The organism is Pantoea sp. LMR881 (assembly GCF_027157825.1).
Classification (GTDB): Bacteria; Pseudomonadota; Gammaproteobacteria; order Enterobacterales; family Enterobacteriaceae; genus Pantoea; species Pantoea haifensis.
Genome location: NZ_JAPVOK010000002.1, coordinates 2,060,832 through 2,078,339, shown reverse-complemented (window position 1 = coordinate 2,078,339; position 17,508 = coordinate 2,060,832). Strand labels below are relative to the sequence as shown.

Genomic DNA, 17,508 nt, shown 5'->3' with positions numbered 1-17,508 from the left:
TAGAACCTGGCTCATCAGTGATTTTCGATCATAATCATTGCTGAGACAGGCTCTGTTATGCGGCGTTAAATACCGAGTTACGCCCCAAAAGCTCATTCGGTTTGGATGCCTCGCATTGCGGGGCAGAATAGTTCCTGAATTATTGTGGCAGGTTGGTTTATGAGTGCGAATACCGAAGCTCAAGGGAGCGGGCGCGGCCTGGAAGCGGTAAAGTGGCTGGGCGTAGCTGTATTGTTACTCGCAGCAATCGTGGGTAATTACTATTATCGCGACGTGACATTACCTCTGCGTGCGCTGGCTGTGGTTGTGCTGATCGCGGCGGCTGGCGGCATTGCGCTTTTGACGACCAAAGGCAAAGCGACCGTGGCTTTTGCACGTGAAGCAAGAACCGAAATGCGTAAGGTCATTTGGCCGACTCGCCAGGAAACGCTGCACACCACGTTAATCGTTGCCGCGGTTACCGCCGTGATGTCACTGATTTTGTGGGGGCTGGATGGTATTCTGGTCCGTCTGGTATCGTTTATCACTGGCCTGAGGTTCTGAGATGTCTGAAGCTCCAAAAAAACGCTGGTACGTCGTGCAGGCGTTTTCCGGTTTTGAAGGCCGCGTAGCACAGTCGCTGCGTGAGCACATCAAATTGCACAACATGGAAGAACTGTTTGGTGATGTCATGGTTCCAACCGAAGAGGTGGTTGAGATTCGTGGTGGCCAGCGTCGTAAAAGCGAACGCAAGTTTTTCCCCGGTTACGTTTTAGTTCAAATGGTGATGAATGACGCCAGCTGGCACCTTGTACGCAGCGTTCCGCGCGTAATGGGTTTCATTGGTGGTACATCAGACCGTCCAGCACCAATCAGCGATAAAGAAGTCGATGCGATTATGAACCGCCTGCAACAGGTGGGTGACAAGCCGCGTCCGAAAACGCTGTTCGAACCAGGTGAAATGGTCCGTGTTAATGATGGCCCGTTTGCTGACTTTAACGGTGTTGTAGAAGAGGTGGATTACGAGAAGAGCCGCCTGAAAGTGTCTGTTTCTATTTTTGGACGCGCAACACCGGTTGAACTGGACTTCGGTCAGGTGGAGAAAGGTTAACCCTCCACTGTTCACAATTTAGCTCTTGCAGCAGGCGCGAAATTTCAATACAATTTCGCGCCTTTTGTTTTTATGCGCTGTGATCAGCGTGTAAATCGTTATCACGGGGAGCCTGTCTGTTCAGGCGTTATAACCCATTAGAGGAAATATCATGGCTAAGAAAGTACAAGCCTATGTCAAGCTGCAGGTAGCGGCTGGTATGGCAAACCCAAGTCCACCGGTTGGTCCAGCTCTGGGTCAGCAGGGTGTTAACATCATGGAATTCTGCAAAGCGTTCAACGCTAAGACCGAATCTTTAGAGAAAGGTCTGCCGACTCCAGTTGTTATTACCGTATACAGCGACCGTTCTTTCACCTTCGTTACCAAAACGCCTCCTGCTGCCGTTCTGCTGAAAAAAGCAGCTGGCATTAAGTCTGGTTCTGGTAAGCCGAACAAAGACAAAGTCGGTAAAGTAACCCGTGCTCAGGTACGTGAAATCGCAGAAACCAAAGCTGCGGACATGACTGGTGCTGACGTTGAAGCGATGACTCGCTCAATCGAAGGTACTGCTCGTTCCATGGGCCTGGTAGTAGAGGACTAAGAAATGGCTAAGCTGACCAAGCGCATGAGCGTGATCCGTGACAAAGTGGACGCGACTAAACAGTATGACATCAACGAAGCTGTTGCTCTGCTGAAAGAACTGGCTACCGCTAAATTCGTAGAAAGCGTTGACGTTGCTGTTAACCTCGGCATCGACGCACGTAAATCAGATCAGAACGTGCGTGGCGCAACTGTGCTGCCACACGGTACTGGCCGTTCAGTACGCGTTGCTGTCTTTACCCAAGGCGCAAACGCTGAAGCTGCTAAAGCGGCTGGCGCTGAGCTGGTAGGTATGGAAGATCTGGCAGATCAGATCAAAAAAGGCGAAATGAACTTTGACGTTGTTATTGCTTCTCCAGATGCAATGCGCGTTGTTGGCCAGTTGGGCCAGGTTCTGGGTCCACGTGGCCTGATGCCAAACCCGAAAGTGGGTACTGTAACGCCTAACGTTGCTGAAGCGGTTAAGAACGCTAAAGCAGGTCAGGTTCGTTATCGTAACGACAAAAACGGCATCATCCACACCACCATTGGTAAAGTGGACTTTGACGCTGACAAACTGAAAGAAAACCTGGAATCCTTGCTGGTTGCGCTGAAAAAGCGAAACCATCTCAGGCGAAGGGCGTGTACATCAAGAAAGTTAGCCTTTCTACCACCATGGGCGCTGGCGTTGCCATCGACCAGGCTGGTCTGAACGCAGCAGCAAACTAATTGTTGCTTGAAACGGGCGAAAAATTCACCTAGAATCTTACGCCCGTTGTTCTGCTAATGCAGACTTCTACGCGAGCGAGCGCGATTGCAGCATGGCGACTATTGGCGCCGCATATCAAAAAAGACGCGTAGACAAGAATTTAGGTTGGAGCCAGGCCTTATCCTGGCCTCCGTCCAAGACCGCAGGAGCTGCACATTTTCGGATGTAACGCTTAATCCCCTGCGTAGACGGTGACAGAACCAAAAGAATTTTTTCTTAGCTGGATTCTGCTCACCGTGTAATAGCGCCTGATTTCCTTTGGGTTAACAGGTGAAGTGAGTTCCGGGGAAATCCTTCCCCGGTCAAATCCAGGAGCAAAAGCTAATGGCATTAAATCTTCAAGACAAACAAGCGATTGTTGCTGAAGTCAGCGAAGTAGCCAAAGGCGCGCTTTCAGCGGTTGTTGCGGATTCCCGTGGCGTTACCGTTGATAAAATGACCGAACTGCGTAAAGCAGGTCGTGAAGCTGGCGTTTACATGCGTGTTGTTCGTAACACCCTGCTGCGCCGCGTCGTTGAAGGTACTCAGTTTGAGTGCCTGAAAGACACGTTTGTTGGTCCGACCTTGATTGCATATTCTATGGAACACCCGGGCGCTGCTGCTCGTCTGTTCAAAGATTTCGCGAAAGCGAATGCAAAATTTGAGGTCAAAGCTGCGGCCTTTGAAGGTGAGCTGATCACGGCGGCTAATATTGACCGTCTGGCAACTCTGCCGACTTACGAAGAAGCACTGGCACGTCTGATGTCGACCATGAAAGAAGCCGCTGCAGGCAAACTGGTCCGCACTCTGGCTGCTGTTCGCGATGCAAAAGAAGCGGCTTAAGGCCAGATTCTTTTTCTTCGTACTTGCTAACGTATAAACTTTTTCTGATTCTTAGGAACAATTGTCATGTCTATCACTAAAGACCAAATTCTGGAAGCCGTTGCCGCTATGTCCGTAATGGAAGTAGTTGAGCTGGTTTCTGCTATGGAAGAAAAATTCGGCGTTTCTGCTGCTGCCGCTGTAGCTGTTGCTGCTGGCCCAGCTGAAGCTGTTGAAGAGAAAACTGAATTCGACGTAATCCTGAAAGGTGCTGGCGCGAACAAAGTTGCAGTAATCAAAGCTGTTCGTACCGCAACTGGTCTGGGCCTGAAAGAAGCCAAAGATCTGGTTGAAGCAACTGGCGTGATCAAAGAAGGCATCAGCAAAGATGACGCAGCTGCTCTGGAAGCTGCTCTGAAAGAAGCTGGCGCTGACGTTGAAGTTAAGTAAGACAACCTTCGGGTTGCAGTCTGAGTAGTTTCAGACTGATGGCTGGTGACTTTTTGGTCACCAGCCTTTTTGCGCTACAGGGCCTCAATGGGGTTTCGCACTGTTTGTCCATTGTTGCTCTTCAATATCTTTCTCTATCGACGACTTAATATACCGCTTTCCTGTGCGGGTTCCCTGCCCACGCAAAAGCGATGAAATGATTTAAGAGTGATAGAAAGAGGTATTGCACACCTGCCACGCAGGCTGTGAAACAAACAAAATCGTGTTGCATGAACTGTCCTGTCAGGACGGACAGCGTGGGTCGACTTGTCAGCTAGCTGAGGAACCCTATGGTTTACTCCTATACCGAGAAAAAACGTATTCGTAAGGATTTTGGTAAACGTCCACAAGTTCTGGACATACCTTATCTCCTTTCTATCCAGCTTGATTCGTTCCAGAAGTTTATCGAGCAAGATCCAGAAGGTCAGTACGGACTGGAAGCTGCATTCCGTTCCGTCTTCCCTATCGCGAGCTATAGCGGCAACTCTGAGTTGCAGTATGTTAGCTATCGCCTGGGTGAACCTGTCTTTGACGTAAAAGAATGTCAGATCCGTGGCGTGACCTATTCGGCACCGCTGCGCGTTAAACTGCGTCTGGTGATCTATGAGCGCGAAGCGCCAGAAGGCACCGTAAAAGACATTAAAGAACAAGAAGTCTACATGGGCGAAATCCCGCTCATGACTGACAACGGTACCTTTGTTATCAACGGTACTGAGCGTGTTATCGTTTCTCAGCTGCACCGTAGTCCTGGCGTGTTCTTCGACAGCGACAAGGGTAAAACCCACTCATCGGGCAAAGTGCTGTATAACGCACGCATCATTCCTTATCGCGGTTCATGGCTCGATTTCGAGTTTGACCCGAAAGACAACCTTTTCGTCCGTATTGACCGTCGTCGTAAGCTGCCGGCCAGTATCATTCTGCGCGCACTGCATTACACCACCGCTGAAATCCTCGATATCTTCTTCGAGAAAGTGGTGTTTGAAATCCGTGACAACAAACTGCAGATGGAACTGGTGCCTGAGCGCCTGCGCGGTGAAACCGCCACCTTCGATATCGAAGCAAACGGCACGGTCTACGTTGAGAAAGGACGTCGCATCACCGCTCGTCATATCCGTCAGTTGGAAAAAGATGGCATCCAGCACATCGAAGTACCGGTTGAGTACATTGCGGGCAAAGTCGTTTCTAAAGACTATATCGATGAGAGCACCGGTGAACTGATTGTTGCTGCCAACATGGAGCTGTCGCTGGATCTGCTGGCTAAACTGAGCCAGTCTGGTCACAAGCGCATCGAAACGCTGTTCACCAACGATTTGGATCACGGCCCTTACATTTCCGAGACCCTGCGTGTTGACCCAACCAACGATCGCCTGAGCGCGCTGGTTGAAATCTACCGTATGATGCGTCCTGGTGAGCCGCCAACGCGTGAAGCTGCAGAGAACCTGTTTGAGAACCTGTTCTTCTCAGAAGATCGTTATGATCTTTCCGCGGTAGGCCGCATGAAGTTCAACCGTTCATTGCTGCGTGATGAAATTGAAGGCTCAGGTATCCTGAGCAAAGAAGACATCATCGAAGTCATGAAAAAACTGATCGATATCCGTAACGGTAAAGGCGAAGTGGACGATATCGACCACCTCGGTAACCGTCGTATTCGTTCAGTGGGTGAAATGGCCGAAAACCAGTTCCGCGTCGGCCTGGTGCGTGTTGAGCGTGCAGTGAAAGAGCGTCTTTCTCTGGGCGATCTTGACACCCTGATGCCACAGGACATGATCAACGCTAAGCCGATTTCGGCGGCGGTGAAAGAGTTCTTTGGTTCAAGCCAGCTGTCTCAGTTTATGGATCAGAACAACCCGTTGTCAGAGATTACGCATAAGCGTCGTATCTCTGCACTCGGCCCAGGCGGTTTGACCCGTGAGCGCGCCGGCTTCGAAGTGCGTGACGTACACCCAACGCACTATGGCCGTGTTTGCCCGATCGAAACCCCGGAAGGCCCGAACATCGGTCTGATCAACTCCTTGTCTGTTTATGCACAGACTAACGAGTATGGCTTCCTGGAAACCCCTTATCGTCGCGTTATTGACGGTGTGGTTTCTGATGAAATTCATTACCTTTCTGCTATTGAAGAAGGTAACTACGTTATCGCTCAGGCGAACGCCCAACTTGATGACAACGGTGCGTTTGTTGATGACCTGGTAACCTGCCGTAGCAAAGGCGAATCAAGCTTGTTCAGCCGCGATCAGGTTGACTACATGGACGTTTCCACCCAGCAGGTGGTTTCTGTCGGTGCATCACTGATCCCGTTCCTGGAACACGATGACGCCAACCGCGCCTTGATGGGTGCGAACATGCAACGTCAGGCCGTTCCAACTCTGCGTGCGGATAAGCCGCTGGTTGGTACCGGTATGGAGCGTGCTGTAGCAGTCGACTCGGGTGTTACTGCCGTTGCGAAACGTGGTGGTACCGTTCAGTACGTTGATGCATCTCGTATCGTTATCAAAGTTAACGAAGACGAAATGCATGCAGGCGAAGCCGGTATCGACATTTACAACCTGACCAAATATACCCGTTCTAACCAGAACACCTGCATCAACCAGATGCCATGTGTTTCTCTGGGTGAGCCGGTTGAGCGCGGCGACGTGCTGGCAGATGGCCCGTCTACCGACCTCGGTGAACTGGCGCTGGGCCAGAACATGCGCGTAGCGTTCATGCCGTGGAACGGTTACAACTTCGAAGACTCCATTTTAGTCTCCGAGCGTGTGGTTCAGGAAGATCGCTTTACCACTATCCATATTCAGGAACTGGCGTGTGTGTCTCGTGACACCAAGCTGGGGCCAGAAGAGATCACGGCTGATATCCCGAACGTGGGCGAAGCTGCGCTCTCAAAACTGGATGAGTCTGGCATCGTTTATATCGGTGCGGAAGTGACCGGCGGTGACATTCTGGTGGGTAAAGTAACGCCTAAAGGCGAGACTCAGCTGACGCCAGAAGAGAAACTGTTGCGCGCTATCTTCGGTGAAAAAGCGTCTGACGTGAAAGATTCGTCACTGCGTGTACCGAATGGCGTTTCAGGAACTGTTATCGACGTTCAGGTCTTCACTCGTGATGGCGTGGAAAAAGACAAGCGTGCGTTAGAAATCGAAGAAATGCAGCTGAAGCAGGCGAAAAAAGACCTGTCTGAAGAATTGCAGATCCTCGAAGCAGGCCTGTTTAGCCGTATTCAGGCGGTCCTGATTGCTGGTGGCGTGGAAGCGGAGAAGCTGAGCAAGCTGCCGCGTGAGCGTTGGCTGGAACTGGGTCTGACTGACGAAGCCAAGCAAAACCAGCTCGAGCAGCTGGCCGAGCAGTACGACGAACTGAAGCACGAGTTTGAGAAAAAACTCGAAGGTAAGCGTCGTAAGATCACCCAGGGCGATGATCTGGCACCAGGTGTGCTGAAAATCGTTAAGGTTTACCTGGCGGTTAAACGTCAGATTCAACCGGGTGACAAAATGGCAGGTCGTCACGGGAACAAAGGTGTTATCTCCAAGATCAACCCGATCGAAGATATGCCTTACGATGAGAACGGCACGCCGGTCGATATCGTACTGAACCCGCTGGGCGTACCGTCACGTATGAACATCGGTCAGATCCTCGAAACCCACCTGGGTATGGCGGCAAAAGGTATCGGTGAGAAAATCAACGCGATGCTGAAGAAGCAGGAAGAAGTCGCGAAACTGCGCGAATTCATCCAGCGTGCTTACGATCTGGGTACCGATGTTCGTCAGAAAGTTGACCTGAATACCTTCAGCGATGACGAAGTCCTGCGCCTGGCTGAGAACCTGAAAAAGGTATGCCAATCGCAACGCCAGTGTTTGACGGCGCGAAAGAGAGCGAAATCAAAGAGCTGTTGCAGCTCGGCGGCCTGCCTTCTTCCGGTCAGATTACGCTGTTTGATGGCCGTACTGGCGAGCAGTTCGAGCGTCAGGTTACCGTTGGCTACATGTACATGCTGAAACTCAACCACCTGGTTGATGACAAGATGCATGCGCGTTCTACCGGTTCGTACAGCCTGGTTACTCAGCAGCCGCTGGGTGGTAAGGCACAGTTCGGTGGTCAGCGTTTCGGTGAGATGGAAGTATGGGCGCTGGAAGCATACGGCGCAGCTTATACCCTGCAGGAAATGCTCACCGTTAAGTCTGATGACGTCAACGGCCGTACCAAGATGTATAAAAACATCGTAGACGGTAACCATCAGATGGAACCGGGCATGCCAGAATCCTTCAACGTATTGTTGAAAGAGATTCGCTCGCTGGGCATCAACATCGAGCTGGAAGACGAGTAACCCGCAAACTCACGCTGTGGCCTATCGCGACAGCGTGAAAATGCCGGGTTTATGCGCCTGCAATTGTACTGGTTATGGGGCGTTCAATTTCGGTTGAACGCCCCTGAGAGTCTCACTCCGACGGGAGCTAATCCGTGAAAGACTTACTTAAGTTTCTGAAAGCGCAAACTAAAACCGAAGAGTTTGATGCGATCAAGATTGCGCTGGCTTCGCCAGACATGATCCGTTCCTGGTCTTTCGGTGAAGTTAAAAAGCCGGAAACCATTAACTACCGTACCTTTAAGCCAGAACGTGATGGTCTGTTCTGTGCCCGTATCTTCGGGCCAGTGAAAGACTATGAGTGCCTGTGCGGTAAGTACAAGCGTCTGAAACACCGTGGTGTGATCTGCGAGAAGTGTGGCGTTGAAGTGACCCAGACTAAAGTGCGCCGTGAGCGCATGGGTCACATTGAACTGGCGTCGCCGACTGCGCACATCTGGTTCCTGAAATCACTGCCATCACGTATCGGTTTGCTGCTGGATATGCCACTGCGTGATATCGAGCGCGTGCTTTATTTTGAATCTTACGTTGTTATCGAAGGTGGCATGACCAACCTCGAAAAACGTCAGATTCTGACTGAAGAACAGTATCTCGACGCGCTGGAAGAGTTCGGTGACGAGTTCGACGCTAAAATGGGCGCCGAAGCGATCCAGGCCCTGTTGAAAAACATGGATCTGGAGCAAGAGTGCGAACAGCTGCGTGAAGAGCTGAACGAAACCAACTCTGAAACCAAGCGTAAAAAGCTGACCAAGCGCATCAAGCTGCTGGAAGCCTTCGTTCAGTCTGGTAACAAACCAGAGTGGATGATTCTGACTGTGCTGCCTGTGCTGCCGCCAGATCTGCGTCCGTTAGTTCCGCTGGACGGTGGTCGTTTCGCAACGTCGGATCTGAACGATCTGTATCGTCGCGTGATCAACCGTAACAACCGTTTGAAGCGTCTGTTGGATCTGGCTGCGCCAGATATCATCGTGCGCAACGAAAAACGTATGTTGCAGGAAGCGGTCGATGCGCTGCTGGATAACGGCCGTCGCGGTCGTGCGATTACCGGTTCTAACAAGCGTCCGCTGAAATCGCTGGCTGACATGATCAAAGGTAAGCAGGGTCGTTTCCGTCAGAACCTGCTGGGTAAACGTGTCGACTACTCAGGTCGTTCGGTTATCACCGTAGGTCCATACCTGCGCCTGCATCAATGCGGCCTGCCGAAGAAAATGGCCCTTGAGCTGTTCAAACCGTTCATCTACGGCAAGCTGGAGCTGCGTGGCCTGGCCACCACTATCAAAGCCGCTAAGAAAATGGTTGAGCGCGAAGAAGCGGTTGTCTGGGATATCCTTGACGAAGTGATCCGTGAGCACCCGGTTCTGCTGAACCGTGCGCCTACGCTGCACCGTCTCGGTATTCAGGCTTTCGAACCGGTTCTGATCGAAGGTAAAGCGATCCAGCTGCACCCTCTGGTGTGTGCGGCCTATAACGCCGACTTCGATGGTGACCAGATGGCTGTTCACGTACCGTTGACGCTGGAAGCCCAGCTGGAAGCGCGTGCGCTGATGATGTCGACCAACAACATTCTGTCTCCAGCGAACGGCGAGCCAATCATCGTTCCTTCACAGGACGTTGTTCTGGGTCTGTACTACATGACCCGCGACAAAGTGAACGCCAAAGGCGAAGGCATGGTTCTGACCGGCCCGAAAGAAGCTGAGCGTGTATACCGCGCTGGCCAGGCCGAGCTGCATGCGCGCGTTAAAGTACGTATCACTGAATACAGCAAAAACGAGCAAGACGAGTTTGTGCCGAAAACCAGCCTGATCGATACGACCATTGGTCGTGCGATTCTGTGGATGATCGTGCCGCAAGGTCTGCCGTACTCCATCGTCAACCAGGCGCTGGGTAAAAAAGCTATCTCCAAAATGCTGAACACCTGTTATCGCATTTTGGGTCTGAAGCCGACTGTTATCTTTGCTGACCAGACCATGTACACCGGTTTCGCTTATGCGGCCCGTTCAGGTGCGTCTGTAGGTATCGACGACATGGTTATCCCGGCCAAGAAAGTGGAAATCATCTCTGAAGCAGAAGCCGAAGTGGCCGAAATTCAGGAGCAATTCCAGTCTGGTCTGGTTACCGCTGGCGAACGTTACAACAAAGTCATCGATATCTGGGCTGCCGCTAACGAGCGCGTTGCCAAGGCGATGATGGAAAACCTCTCAACTGAAACCGTGATTAACCGTGACGGCGAAGAAGAGAAACAGGTTTCCTTTAACAGCATCTTTATGATGGCCGACTCCGGTGCGCGTGGTTCTGCTGCTCAGATTCGTCAGCTGGCCGGTATGCGTGGCCTGATGGCGAAGCCAGATGGCTCGATCATTGAAACGCCAATCACCGCGAACTTCCGCGAAGGTTTGAACGTACTTCAGTACTTCATCTCAACGCACGGTGCGCGTAAAGGTCTTGCGGATACCGCACTGAAAACCGCTAACTCCGGTTATCTGACGCGTCGTCTGGTTGACGTTGCGCAAGACCTGGTTGTTACCGAGGACGATTGCGGCACGCACGAAGGCATCATGATGACGCCAGTTATCGAAGGTGGCGACGTTAAAGAGCCACTGCGTGAGCGCGTTCTGGGTCGTGTGACCGCAGAAGATGTGCTGAAGCCGGGCACCGCTGACATTCTGGTTCCACGTAACACGCTGCTCGATGAGCACTGGTGTGACGTGTTAGAACTGAATTCAGTCGACAGCGTGAAAGTGCGTTCTGTTGTAGGTTGTGAAACCGACTTTGGTGTGTGCGCGCACTGTTACGGTCGCGACCTGGCACGTGGTCACATCATCAACAAAGGTGAAGCGATCGGTGTTATTGCAGCACAGTCCATCGGTGAGCCGGGTACACAGCTGACGATGCGTACGTTCCACATCGGTGGTGCGGCATCGCGTGCGGCTGCTGAATCCAGCATTCAGGTGAAGAACAAAGGTACTATCAAGCTGACCAACGCGAAGTCGGTAACGAACTCTGCTGGTAAGCTGGTGATCACCTCACGTAACGTCGAACTGAAAATGATCGACGAATTTGGTCGCACCAAAGAAAGCTATAAAGTGCCTTACGGCGCGACAATGGCGAAAGGTGATGGCGAACAGGTTGCTGCAGGCGAAACCGTAGCGAACTGGGATCCGCATACCATGCCGGTTATCACCGAAGTAGGCGGTTTCATTCGCTTTACTGACATGATTGATGGCCAGACCATTACGCGTCAGACCGATGACTTAACCGGTCTTTCTTCGCTGGTGGTTCTGGACAGCGCCGAGCGTACTGCGGGTGGTAAAGATCTGCGTCCTGCACTGAAAATTGTCGATGCTAACGGCGACGACGTTCTGATCCCTGGCACCGACATGCCAGCTCAGTACTTCCTGCCAGGCAAAGCGATTGTTCAGCTGGAAGATGGTGTGAAGATCAGTTCTGGTGACACGCTGGCGCGTGTTCCGCAGGAATCTGGCGGTACCAAGGATATTACCGGTGGTCTGCCACGCGTTGCTGACCTGTTCGAAGCGCGTCGTCCGAAAGAGCCAGCGATTCTGGCGGAGATCAGCGGTATCATCTCCTTCGGTAAAGAGACCAAAGGTAAGCGTCGTCTGGTGATTACACCGCTTGACGGCAGCGAACCGTACGAAGAGATGATTCCGAAATGGCGTCAGCTGAACGTGTTCGAAGGTGAACGTGTTGAGCGCGGTGATGTTGTTTCCGATGGCCCAGAGTCTCCACATGACATCCTGCGCTTGCGTGGCGTGCATGCGGTTACCCGTTACATCACAAACGAAGTGCAGGACGTTTACCGTCTGCAGGGCGTTAAGATTAACGATAAGCACATCGAAGTCATCGTTCGTCAGATGCTGCGTAAAGCAACCATCATGAGCGCGGGTAGCACCGAGTTCCTGGAAGGTGAACAGGCAGAATTCTCTCGCATCAAGATCTCTAACCGTGATCTGGAAGCGAACGGAAAAGTTGGCGCAACTTATATGCGCGACCTGCTGGGTATCACCAAAGCGTCACTGGCAACCGAATCGTTCATCTCTGCGGCATCGTTCCAGGAGACAACACGTGTCCTGACCGAAGCAGCCGTGGCGGGCAAACGCGACGAACTGCGTGGCCTGAAAGAGAACGTGATCGTGGGTCGTCTGATCCCGGCCGGTACTGGTTACGCTTATCACCAGGATCGTATGCGTCGCCGTCAGGCAGGCGAAGTGCCAGCAGCACCGCAGGTTACTGCGGATGAAGCTTCAGCCAGTCTGGCTGAACTGCTGAACGCCGGTCTCGGCGGTAGTGACGACGAGTAATCGTTAACTGCGTAATAAAAAACCCTGCTTCGGCAGGGTTTTTTTTGCCTGAAGAGCGTGTTTTTGCGAGGCATCCCGAAACCTGTTAAGCGCAAAGTCAGCTTATATTGTGTTCATCGCAGCCGTTGCGCAGACTGACATCATCAACAATACAAGGAGATAAAAATGACATTACTTACCGGAAGAGGCGCGGTTTATACACGTATTGATGATGCTCTGGCACGCAGCGGTGAAATGGCAATGCAGGCTTATTGTCAGGAAACCTTCAGCGTAGGCGGCGTTTTACTTGATAGCAATGGCCAGGAATTGATGTTAATGCACAACAACGTGGTGATTGAGCGATTTACTTACGATCCAACCGCGCATGGTGAGAGGCAACTTGTTGACTGGTATTTTGAACAAATTGCGGCGGGAGTCGCTTTACCACCAGCCGAAGAGATGACGGTTGTCACCTCGCTTGATCCGTGTTGTATGTGTACCGGTGCACTATTGCGGGCGGGTTTTAAAGTCATCGTGGGTGCCTTTGATCGTTTTTCAGGTATCAATTACAACACGGAAGCAAATTATCCCAGCCTGACAAATGAGCAGCGTAGCAGAGCGTTAGCTAACTTTAGCTATCCGCAGGCAACTGGCGAAAGCTGTTTTGTGCGTCCGGCAACCTCCGCTCAGCCGCCGATGTTTTTCATCGATCAAGCCACAACCGATAAAACGCTGGCGCTATGCGAATCTATTTTTACCACCTCGCTGAACAGCGTTCAGCAACAGATCAGTAACGATCTGCCACCAGAGGCACTGTGCGATCCGGCAACATTGCCAGACGATCATCCTGTGGTAGCGGCACTGCGAGCTGTCTATCCGCAGTCACTGACATACCGTGCTCCATCGCGCGGGCAGCCTGATGTCGCGCTGGCAAACTTTATGATCCCGGTGATCGAACAAGATCGCCAGCGGGGCGGTAAGGGGATGCTGTGGCGCTGCTGGATATATTTGGCAATTTGCTGCTTTGCATGCCGGGCAATATCAGCCAGTCGCCAATACAAACTGCCTTTATGCAAACTACCCGTACCTGGGCGCAGCTACGTCATCAGCTGTTTCTTCAGCAAGGCGAAGCTGTACTGCCTTTTATTGGCCACTGTAAATATGGCACCCTGGTGCTGGCGCGTGGGCCAGACAGCAGTGATGAAGGCTTGATGACGCTGGGTGCCTACGGTTCGACAATGGAAGGCGCACTGCCGTCCGATAATCCTCGTCAGTTTCAGTACATCGTGCCGATGACAGATGATGCGGCTTTACAGGCGTATTGTCGCGGTCTGCCACCGCTGTACAGCGAGGAGATCGTTATACATCCGTGGCAGGTAGAAGATGAGAGTCTCATTGAGGCTATCAGCGAGGCGCTGAGTCGCTAACGTCAAAAACGAGGCTCATATGAGCCTCGTTTTTCAGGCAGGATCGAATAACTCAAAGCGACAGAAAAATCCCGGCAATGGTTGCACTCATTAAATTAGATGCTGTGCCTGCTGCCATAGCTTTAACCCCTGTTCGGGCAATAAAAGCGCGGCGTTCAGGTGCCAGTACGCTAAGACCTCCCATTAAAATAGCGATAGAGGAGAGATTGGCGAAACCACACAGAGCAAATGAAATAATCGCTGTGGTTTTATCAGATAAAGGTGTAAGCCCCTGCGCGATGATGCTTTGTGTATCCTGCAACCAGGGTGAAAAATTCACATAAGCGACAAACTCATTCAGGATAAGCTTTTGACCAATCAAATTCCCGGCAACAGCACTGTCTTGCCATGGCACGCCAAGCAGGAACGCGAGCGGTGAAAAAGCCCAACCTAAAATACGTTCCATTGATAGCGTAAGACCAAAAAGATCGCCGATGCCACCCAGTAGGCCATTTAACATTGCGATCAGACCGATAAAAGCCAGCAGCATCGCACCAATATTAACTGCCAGCTTTAATCCGCTGGCGGCCCCTTCGGCAGCCGCTTCAAGAATATTAACGGGTTGTCGGGCTGGTGGTGCATTTTCATCCGGCATATAACCCGGCGAACGAAAACCGTTTTCGGGCATCAGCAGTTTGGCAAATAGCAGACCGCCCGGAGCGGCCATAAATGATGCAGCGACCAGATAATCCATTTTTACGCCTAAGGCGGCGTAGCCTGCCAGTGTCGTACCGGAAATTGAAGCCATACCTCCTACCATGACAGCAAAAAACTCTGAATCGGTCATACGGGCTAAAAAAGGTTTAATTACCAGCGGCGCTTCACTTTGGCCCACAAAAATATTGGATGTCGCTGACATCGATTCAGTTTTGCTGGTGCCCAGGAGTTTTTGAATGGCGCCACCCAACAAACGGATAACCCATTGCATAATGCCGAGATAGTAAAGTACCGAGATAAGAGCGGAGAAAAAAATAACCAGCGGCAATACGTTTAATGCAAATACAAAGCCTTTACCCGAAAAGAGTGCTGACATTTGCGGGCTGACCAGGGGGCCAAACAAAAATGCCACGCCATCTTTACCGTAGTGAATGGCATTGTTTACACCGGCTGAAATATGCGCCAGCGCCTGTTTTCCCCACGGGAAGTAGAGTACAAAGCCGCCGATAGCGACCTGCAACGCCAGCGCACCAGCTACCGTCCGCAGACGAATGGCCTTACGGTCACTGGAAAAACACCAGGCAAGTACCAGCAGCAGTAACATACCCGACAAGCCAATCGCTGAGGACATAACGTCTCCTTACGCGTTCTGACGACCATAATGAGTGACGAAATCGCTGACCAGCCTGATGAGGTTGCCACTGGCAAGCTGTGCTGCGGAAAGTGTTTGCTCATGGGAAAGCGCAACATCAGACAAGCCTTCAGCCAGATTAGTGATAGCTGAGATCGCCAGCACCGAAAGTCCACAATGCCTGGCAGAGATAACTTCTGGCACGATCGACATACCGACCACATCAGCGCCCATATTAATCATCATGCGGATCTCAGCAGGCGTCTCAAAATTAGGGCCAGAGTAAGCGACAAAAACACCCTGATGCAGGGGAATGGCTGCGGCCTGCGCCACCTCTGCCAGCGTGCTGCGCAAGCCCGCATCATAGGCGTTTGCCATGCTGAAGAAGCGAGGCCCGAAGCGATCATCGTTAGGGCCAGCCATTGGCGAACCGGGCTGTAAATTAATGTGGTCAGTTAATACCACCAGCTCCCCAGGCCCAACCTCAGCGCGTAACGAGCCGGCGGCATTGGTCGCTAACATCAATTCACATCCAAGCAACTGGAAAAGCCGTACTGCATTCGTCATCACGCTGGCACCTTTTCCTTCGTAAAAGTGGCCGCGGCCCTTCATACATATGACCGCTACGCCATTTAGCCAACCGGCGAGCAGCTCACCGGCATGGCCTTCCACCGTACTGATCGGAAAACCCGGCAGGGTTTGGTAAGGAAAGACTGTGCTGTTAGTGAGCTGGCTGGCCAGGCCTCCAAGACCTGAGCCTAAAATTAAGGCAACGCGCGGGGAAAAATCAGGCATTGCCTTACGGATAAGTTCGGCGCATTCAAAGGGGGAGTTATCAAAAACAGACATCGCTATTTCCTTTCAGGTAAAAACATCAACCTAAAGCGCAGCGGCAGCGATAACCAATCGTCAGTTATGTCTGATTGATAGCGAAAGAGAAATGATATCGCTGCAAATCAGGGGGATCGGGCGCTGTGCATGAGAAAATTGTGCGTGAAATAGCAGTTATGGTACGGCCTGAACCCGGCTGCCAGATGCAAAAATTACGCGGCAGTCATGTTTTGTTGCAGAGCAAAATCGAGAAAAAGCCGGACGTTCGGCGTCAGGTGGCTGGGTTGCCAGCAAGCAAACAGATCGGCTGTAGGCTCGTCTTTGAGTTTCAGAAAGGAAACACCGGGCCAGTTAATGGTGGCATAGCTTGCCGGAATAAGGGCTACGCCCAATCCCATGCTGACCAGCGCCAGCTGGCTCTGGGGTTCAGCAATTTCAGCCACTGGCGGAGAAAAACCTGCCTGCTTCATCATGCTGCTCAGGTAACGGGCAAAACCAGACTGACTCAGGGGTAAAGAGATAAAAGGCAGGAACGATGCTTCTCTGAGCCAGATAACGCGGCGCTGTGTCAGCGCCTGAAAGGAGGCGACAGCTAACACCAGTGGCTCGCGGACTAAACAGAGGTGAGCCATTTCAGGAAACTCATCGGGCTGTAAACGGCATATTCCAAGATCGATCTGGCTGTTTGCAAGCTGCTGGCGCTGTTGGCTTGGATTCAGTTCTTTCAGGTCAATTTGCAGAGTAGGGTGCGCTTGCATAAACAGTGAGAACAATTTTTGTGGCTCACCCCAAAATGCGCTGCCAACGAGGCCAAGCTTGAGATGTTGCTGTTCGCGACACACCTGATGAATTTGCGCGATACCACTATCTACTGATGCCAGCATCTTTTTGCCAGCGGTAAAAGTCGTTGTGCCTGTGCTGTCATCTCAACGTGTCGACTGGTGCGAACAAAAAGCCGGGTATTTAAACGATCTTCCAGTTCGGCAATTTTTGCGCTAAGCGGCGGCTGTGAAATGTTTAAACGTCGCGCTGCGCGACCAAAATGCAGCTCTTCGCAAACGATCACGAACGCTTTTAGCAGCTTTAACTCCAGCACCTGCTCCCTCACACTTTTCCCTCTGCTGCTCTGTCCAACCGCTATAGTATGCAATTTGTGCATAAAAGGCGGCAACAGATTCGATAACGTCGGGATTGTGCCAGAAATTCATTTGATTATGTGATCGTTGTCATTAACGAATCAGCTTAAATACCCTGTTATTGCAGGGTATTTAAGCAAATAAAGCGATGCATATTTAACGATAACGGCGTACCTCTTCACGCGTCATCCCTATATCTTTGAGCTGATTGTCATTCAGGTGGGTCAAAATGCGTCGCGTTTGCTGCACTAAGCGCCAGTGAATGTACAGTTGAAGCAATCCTGCCACCAACCTGCGTATCTGTCTAAATGTGGCAGGCCTGGCGGTTCGATTTTCATGGAATTCCATTTTCATCTCCTCATCTGAATGTGTAGTGCTATCTTCTGATGAGAACAATTTTGAATACAGATTCAAAATCAACCTTT

13 protein-coding genes and 2 pseudogenes are annotated in these 17,508 nt (G+C 51.6%); 10 read left to right on the top strand and 5 right to left on the bottom strand.

Annotation, left to right across the window (positions count from 1 at the left end):
• Positions 1–159 precede the first annotated feature (159 nt).
• The 10 genes and pseudogenes from secE to O3W44_RS11510 all read left to right on the top strand — a co-directional run bounded on the left by secE (position 160) and on the right by O3W44_RS11510 (position 13,789).
• The gene (gene secE, locus O3W44_RS11555; RefSeq protein WP_269293186.1) at positions 160–543 is read left to right on the top strand and encodes a preprotein translocase subunit SecE; all 384 of its coding nucleotides are present in this window, start codon (positions 160–162) and stop codon (positions 541–543) included.
• Between the two features lies 1 nt (position 544).
• Positions 545–1,090 (top strand): transcription termination/antitermination protein NusG, encoded by a 546-nt coding sequence (gene nusG / locus O3W44_RS11550; RefSeq protein WP_012439920.1) that lies wholly within the window; start codon positions 545–547, stop codon positions 1,088–1,090.
• Between the two features lie 151 nt (positions 1,091–1,241).
• Positions 1,242–1,670, top strand: coding sequence for a 50S ribosomal protein L11 (gene rplK, locus O3W44_RS11545; protein ID WP_013507401.1), 429 nt, complete (start codon positions 1,242–1,244; stop codon positions 1,668–1,670).
• A gap of 3 nt (positions 1,671–1,673) precedes the next feature.
• Positions 1,674–2,377 (top strand): annotated as a pseudogene (rplA, locus tag O3W44_RS11540) (50S ribosomal protein L1).
• A 364-nt stretch (positions 2,378–2,741) separates the two neighbouring features.
• The gene (gene rplJ, locus O3W44_RS11535) at positions 2,742–3,239 is read left to right on the top strand and encodes a 50S ribosomal protein L10 (RefSeq protein WP_003848098.1); all 498 of its coding nucleotides are present in this window, start codon (positions 2,742–2,744) and stop codon (positions 3,237–3,239) included.
• A gap of 66 nt (positions 3,240–3,305) precedes the next feature.
• Positions 3,306–3,668 (top strand): 50S ribosomal protein L7/L12, encoded by a 363-nt coding sequence (rplL, locus tag O3W44_RS11530; protein ID WP_269293183.1) that lies wholly within the window; start codon positions 3,306–3,308, stop codon positions 3,666–3,668.
• A gap of 329 nt (positions 3,669–3,997) precedes the next feature.
• Positions 3,998–8,025 (top strand): annotated as a pseudogene (gene rpoB / locus O3W44_RS11525) (DNA-directed RNA polymerase subunit beta).
• A gap of 134 nt (positions 8,026–8,159) precedes the next feature.
• The gene (gene rpoC / locus O3W44_RS11520; RefSeq protein ID WP_269293181.1) at positions 8,160–12,383 is read left to right on the top strand and encodes a DNA-directed RNA polymerase subunit beta'; all 4,224 of its coding nucleotides are present in this window, start codon (positions 8,160–8,162) and stop codon (positions 12,381–12,383) included.
• 165 nt (positions 12,384–12,548) lie between these two features.
• On the top strand, positions 12,549–13,574 hold the full coding sequence (locus O3W44_RS11515; protein ID WP_269293180.1) for a nucleoside deaminase: 1,026 nt from the start codon (positions 12,549–12,551) through the stop codon (positions 13,572–13,574).
• Complete coding sequence (locus tag O3W44_RS11510) at positions 13,535–13,789, top strand: hypothetical protein (protein WP_269293179.1); 255 nt, start codon at positions 13,535–13,537, stop codon at positions 13,787–13,789. The genes O3W44_RS11515 and O3W44_RS11510 overlap by 40 nt, the downstream gene beginning before the upstream one ends.
• 52 nt (positions 13,790–13,841) lie before the next feature.
• On the opposite strand, the gene O3W44_RS11505 is transcribed toward O3W44_RS11510, so the two are convergent.
• The 5 genes from O3W44_RS11505 to O3W44_RS11485 form a co-directional block, all read right to left on the bottom strand.
• A complete protein-coding gene (locus tag O3W44_RS11505) occupies positions 13,842–15,116 on the bottom strand; it encodes a NupC/NupG family nucleoside CNT transporter (protein ID WP_269293178.1) in 1,275 nt (424 codons plus the stop codon).
• Between the two features lie 9 nt (positions 15,117–15,125).
• Positions 15,126–15,965, bottom strand: coding sequence for a xanthosine phosphorylase (gene xapA / locus O3W44_RS11500; protein ID WP_269293177.1), 840 nt, complete (start codon positions 15,963–15,965; stop codon positions 15,126–15,128).
• 194 nt (positions 15,966–16,159) lie between these two features.
• Positions 16,160–16,831, bottom strand: a complete 672-nt coding sequence (locus O3W44_RS11495) for a LysR substrate-binding domain-containing protein (RefSeq protein ID WP_269293176.1) — start codon at positions 16,829–16,831, stop codon at positions 16,160–16,162.
• Positions 16,816–17,043: a LysR family transcriptional regulator gene (locus tag O3W44_RS11490; protein ID WP_269293175.1), complete on the bottom strand. Its 228-nt coding sequence runs from the start codon at positions 17,041–17,043 to the stop codon at positions 16,816–16,818. Before O3W44_RS11490 ends, O3W44_RS11495 begins: the two co-directional genes overlap by 16 nt.
• A gap of 196 nt (positions 17,044–17,239) precedes the next feature.
• Complete coding sequence (locus O3W44_RS11485) at positions 17,240–17,371, bottom strand: DUF1127 domain-containing protein (RefSeq protein WP_269293174.1); 132 nt, start codon at positions 17,369–17,371, stop codon at positions 17,240–17,242.
• Positions 17,372–17,508 lie beyond the last annotated feature (137 nt).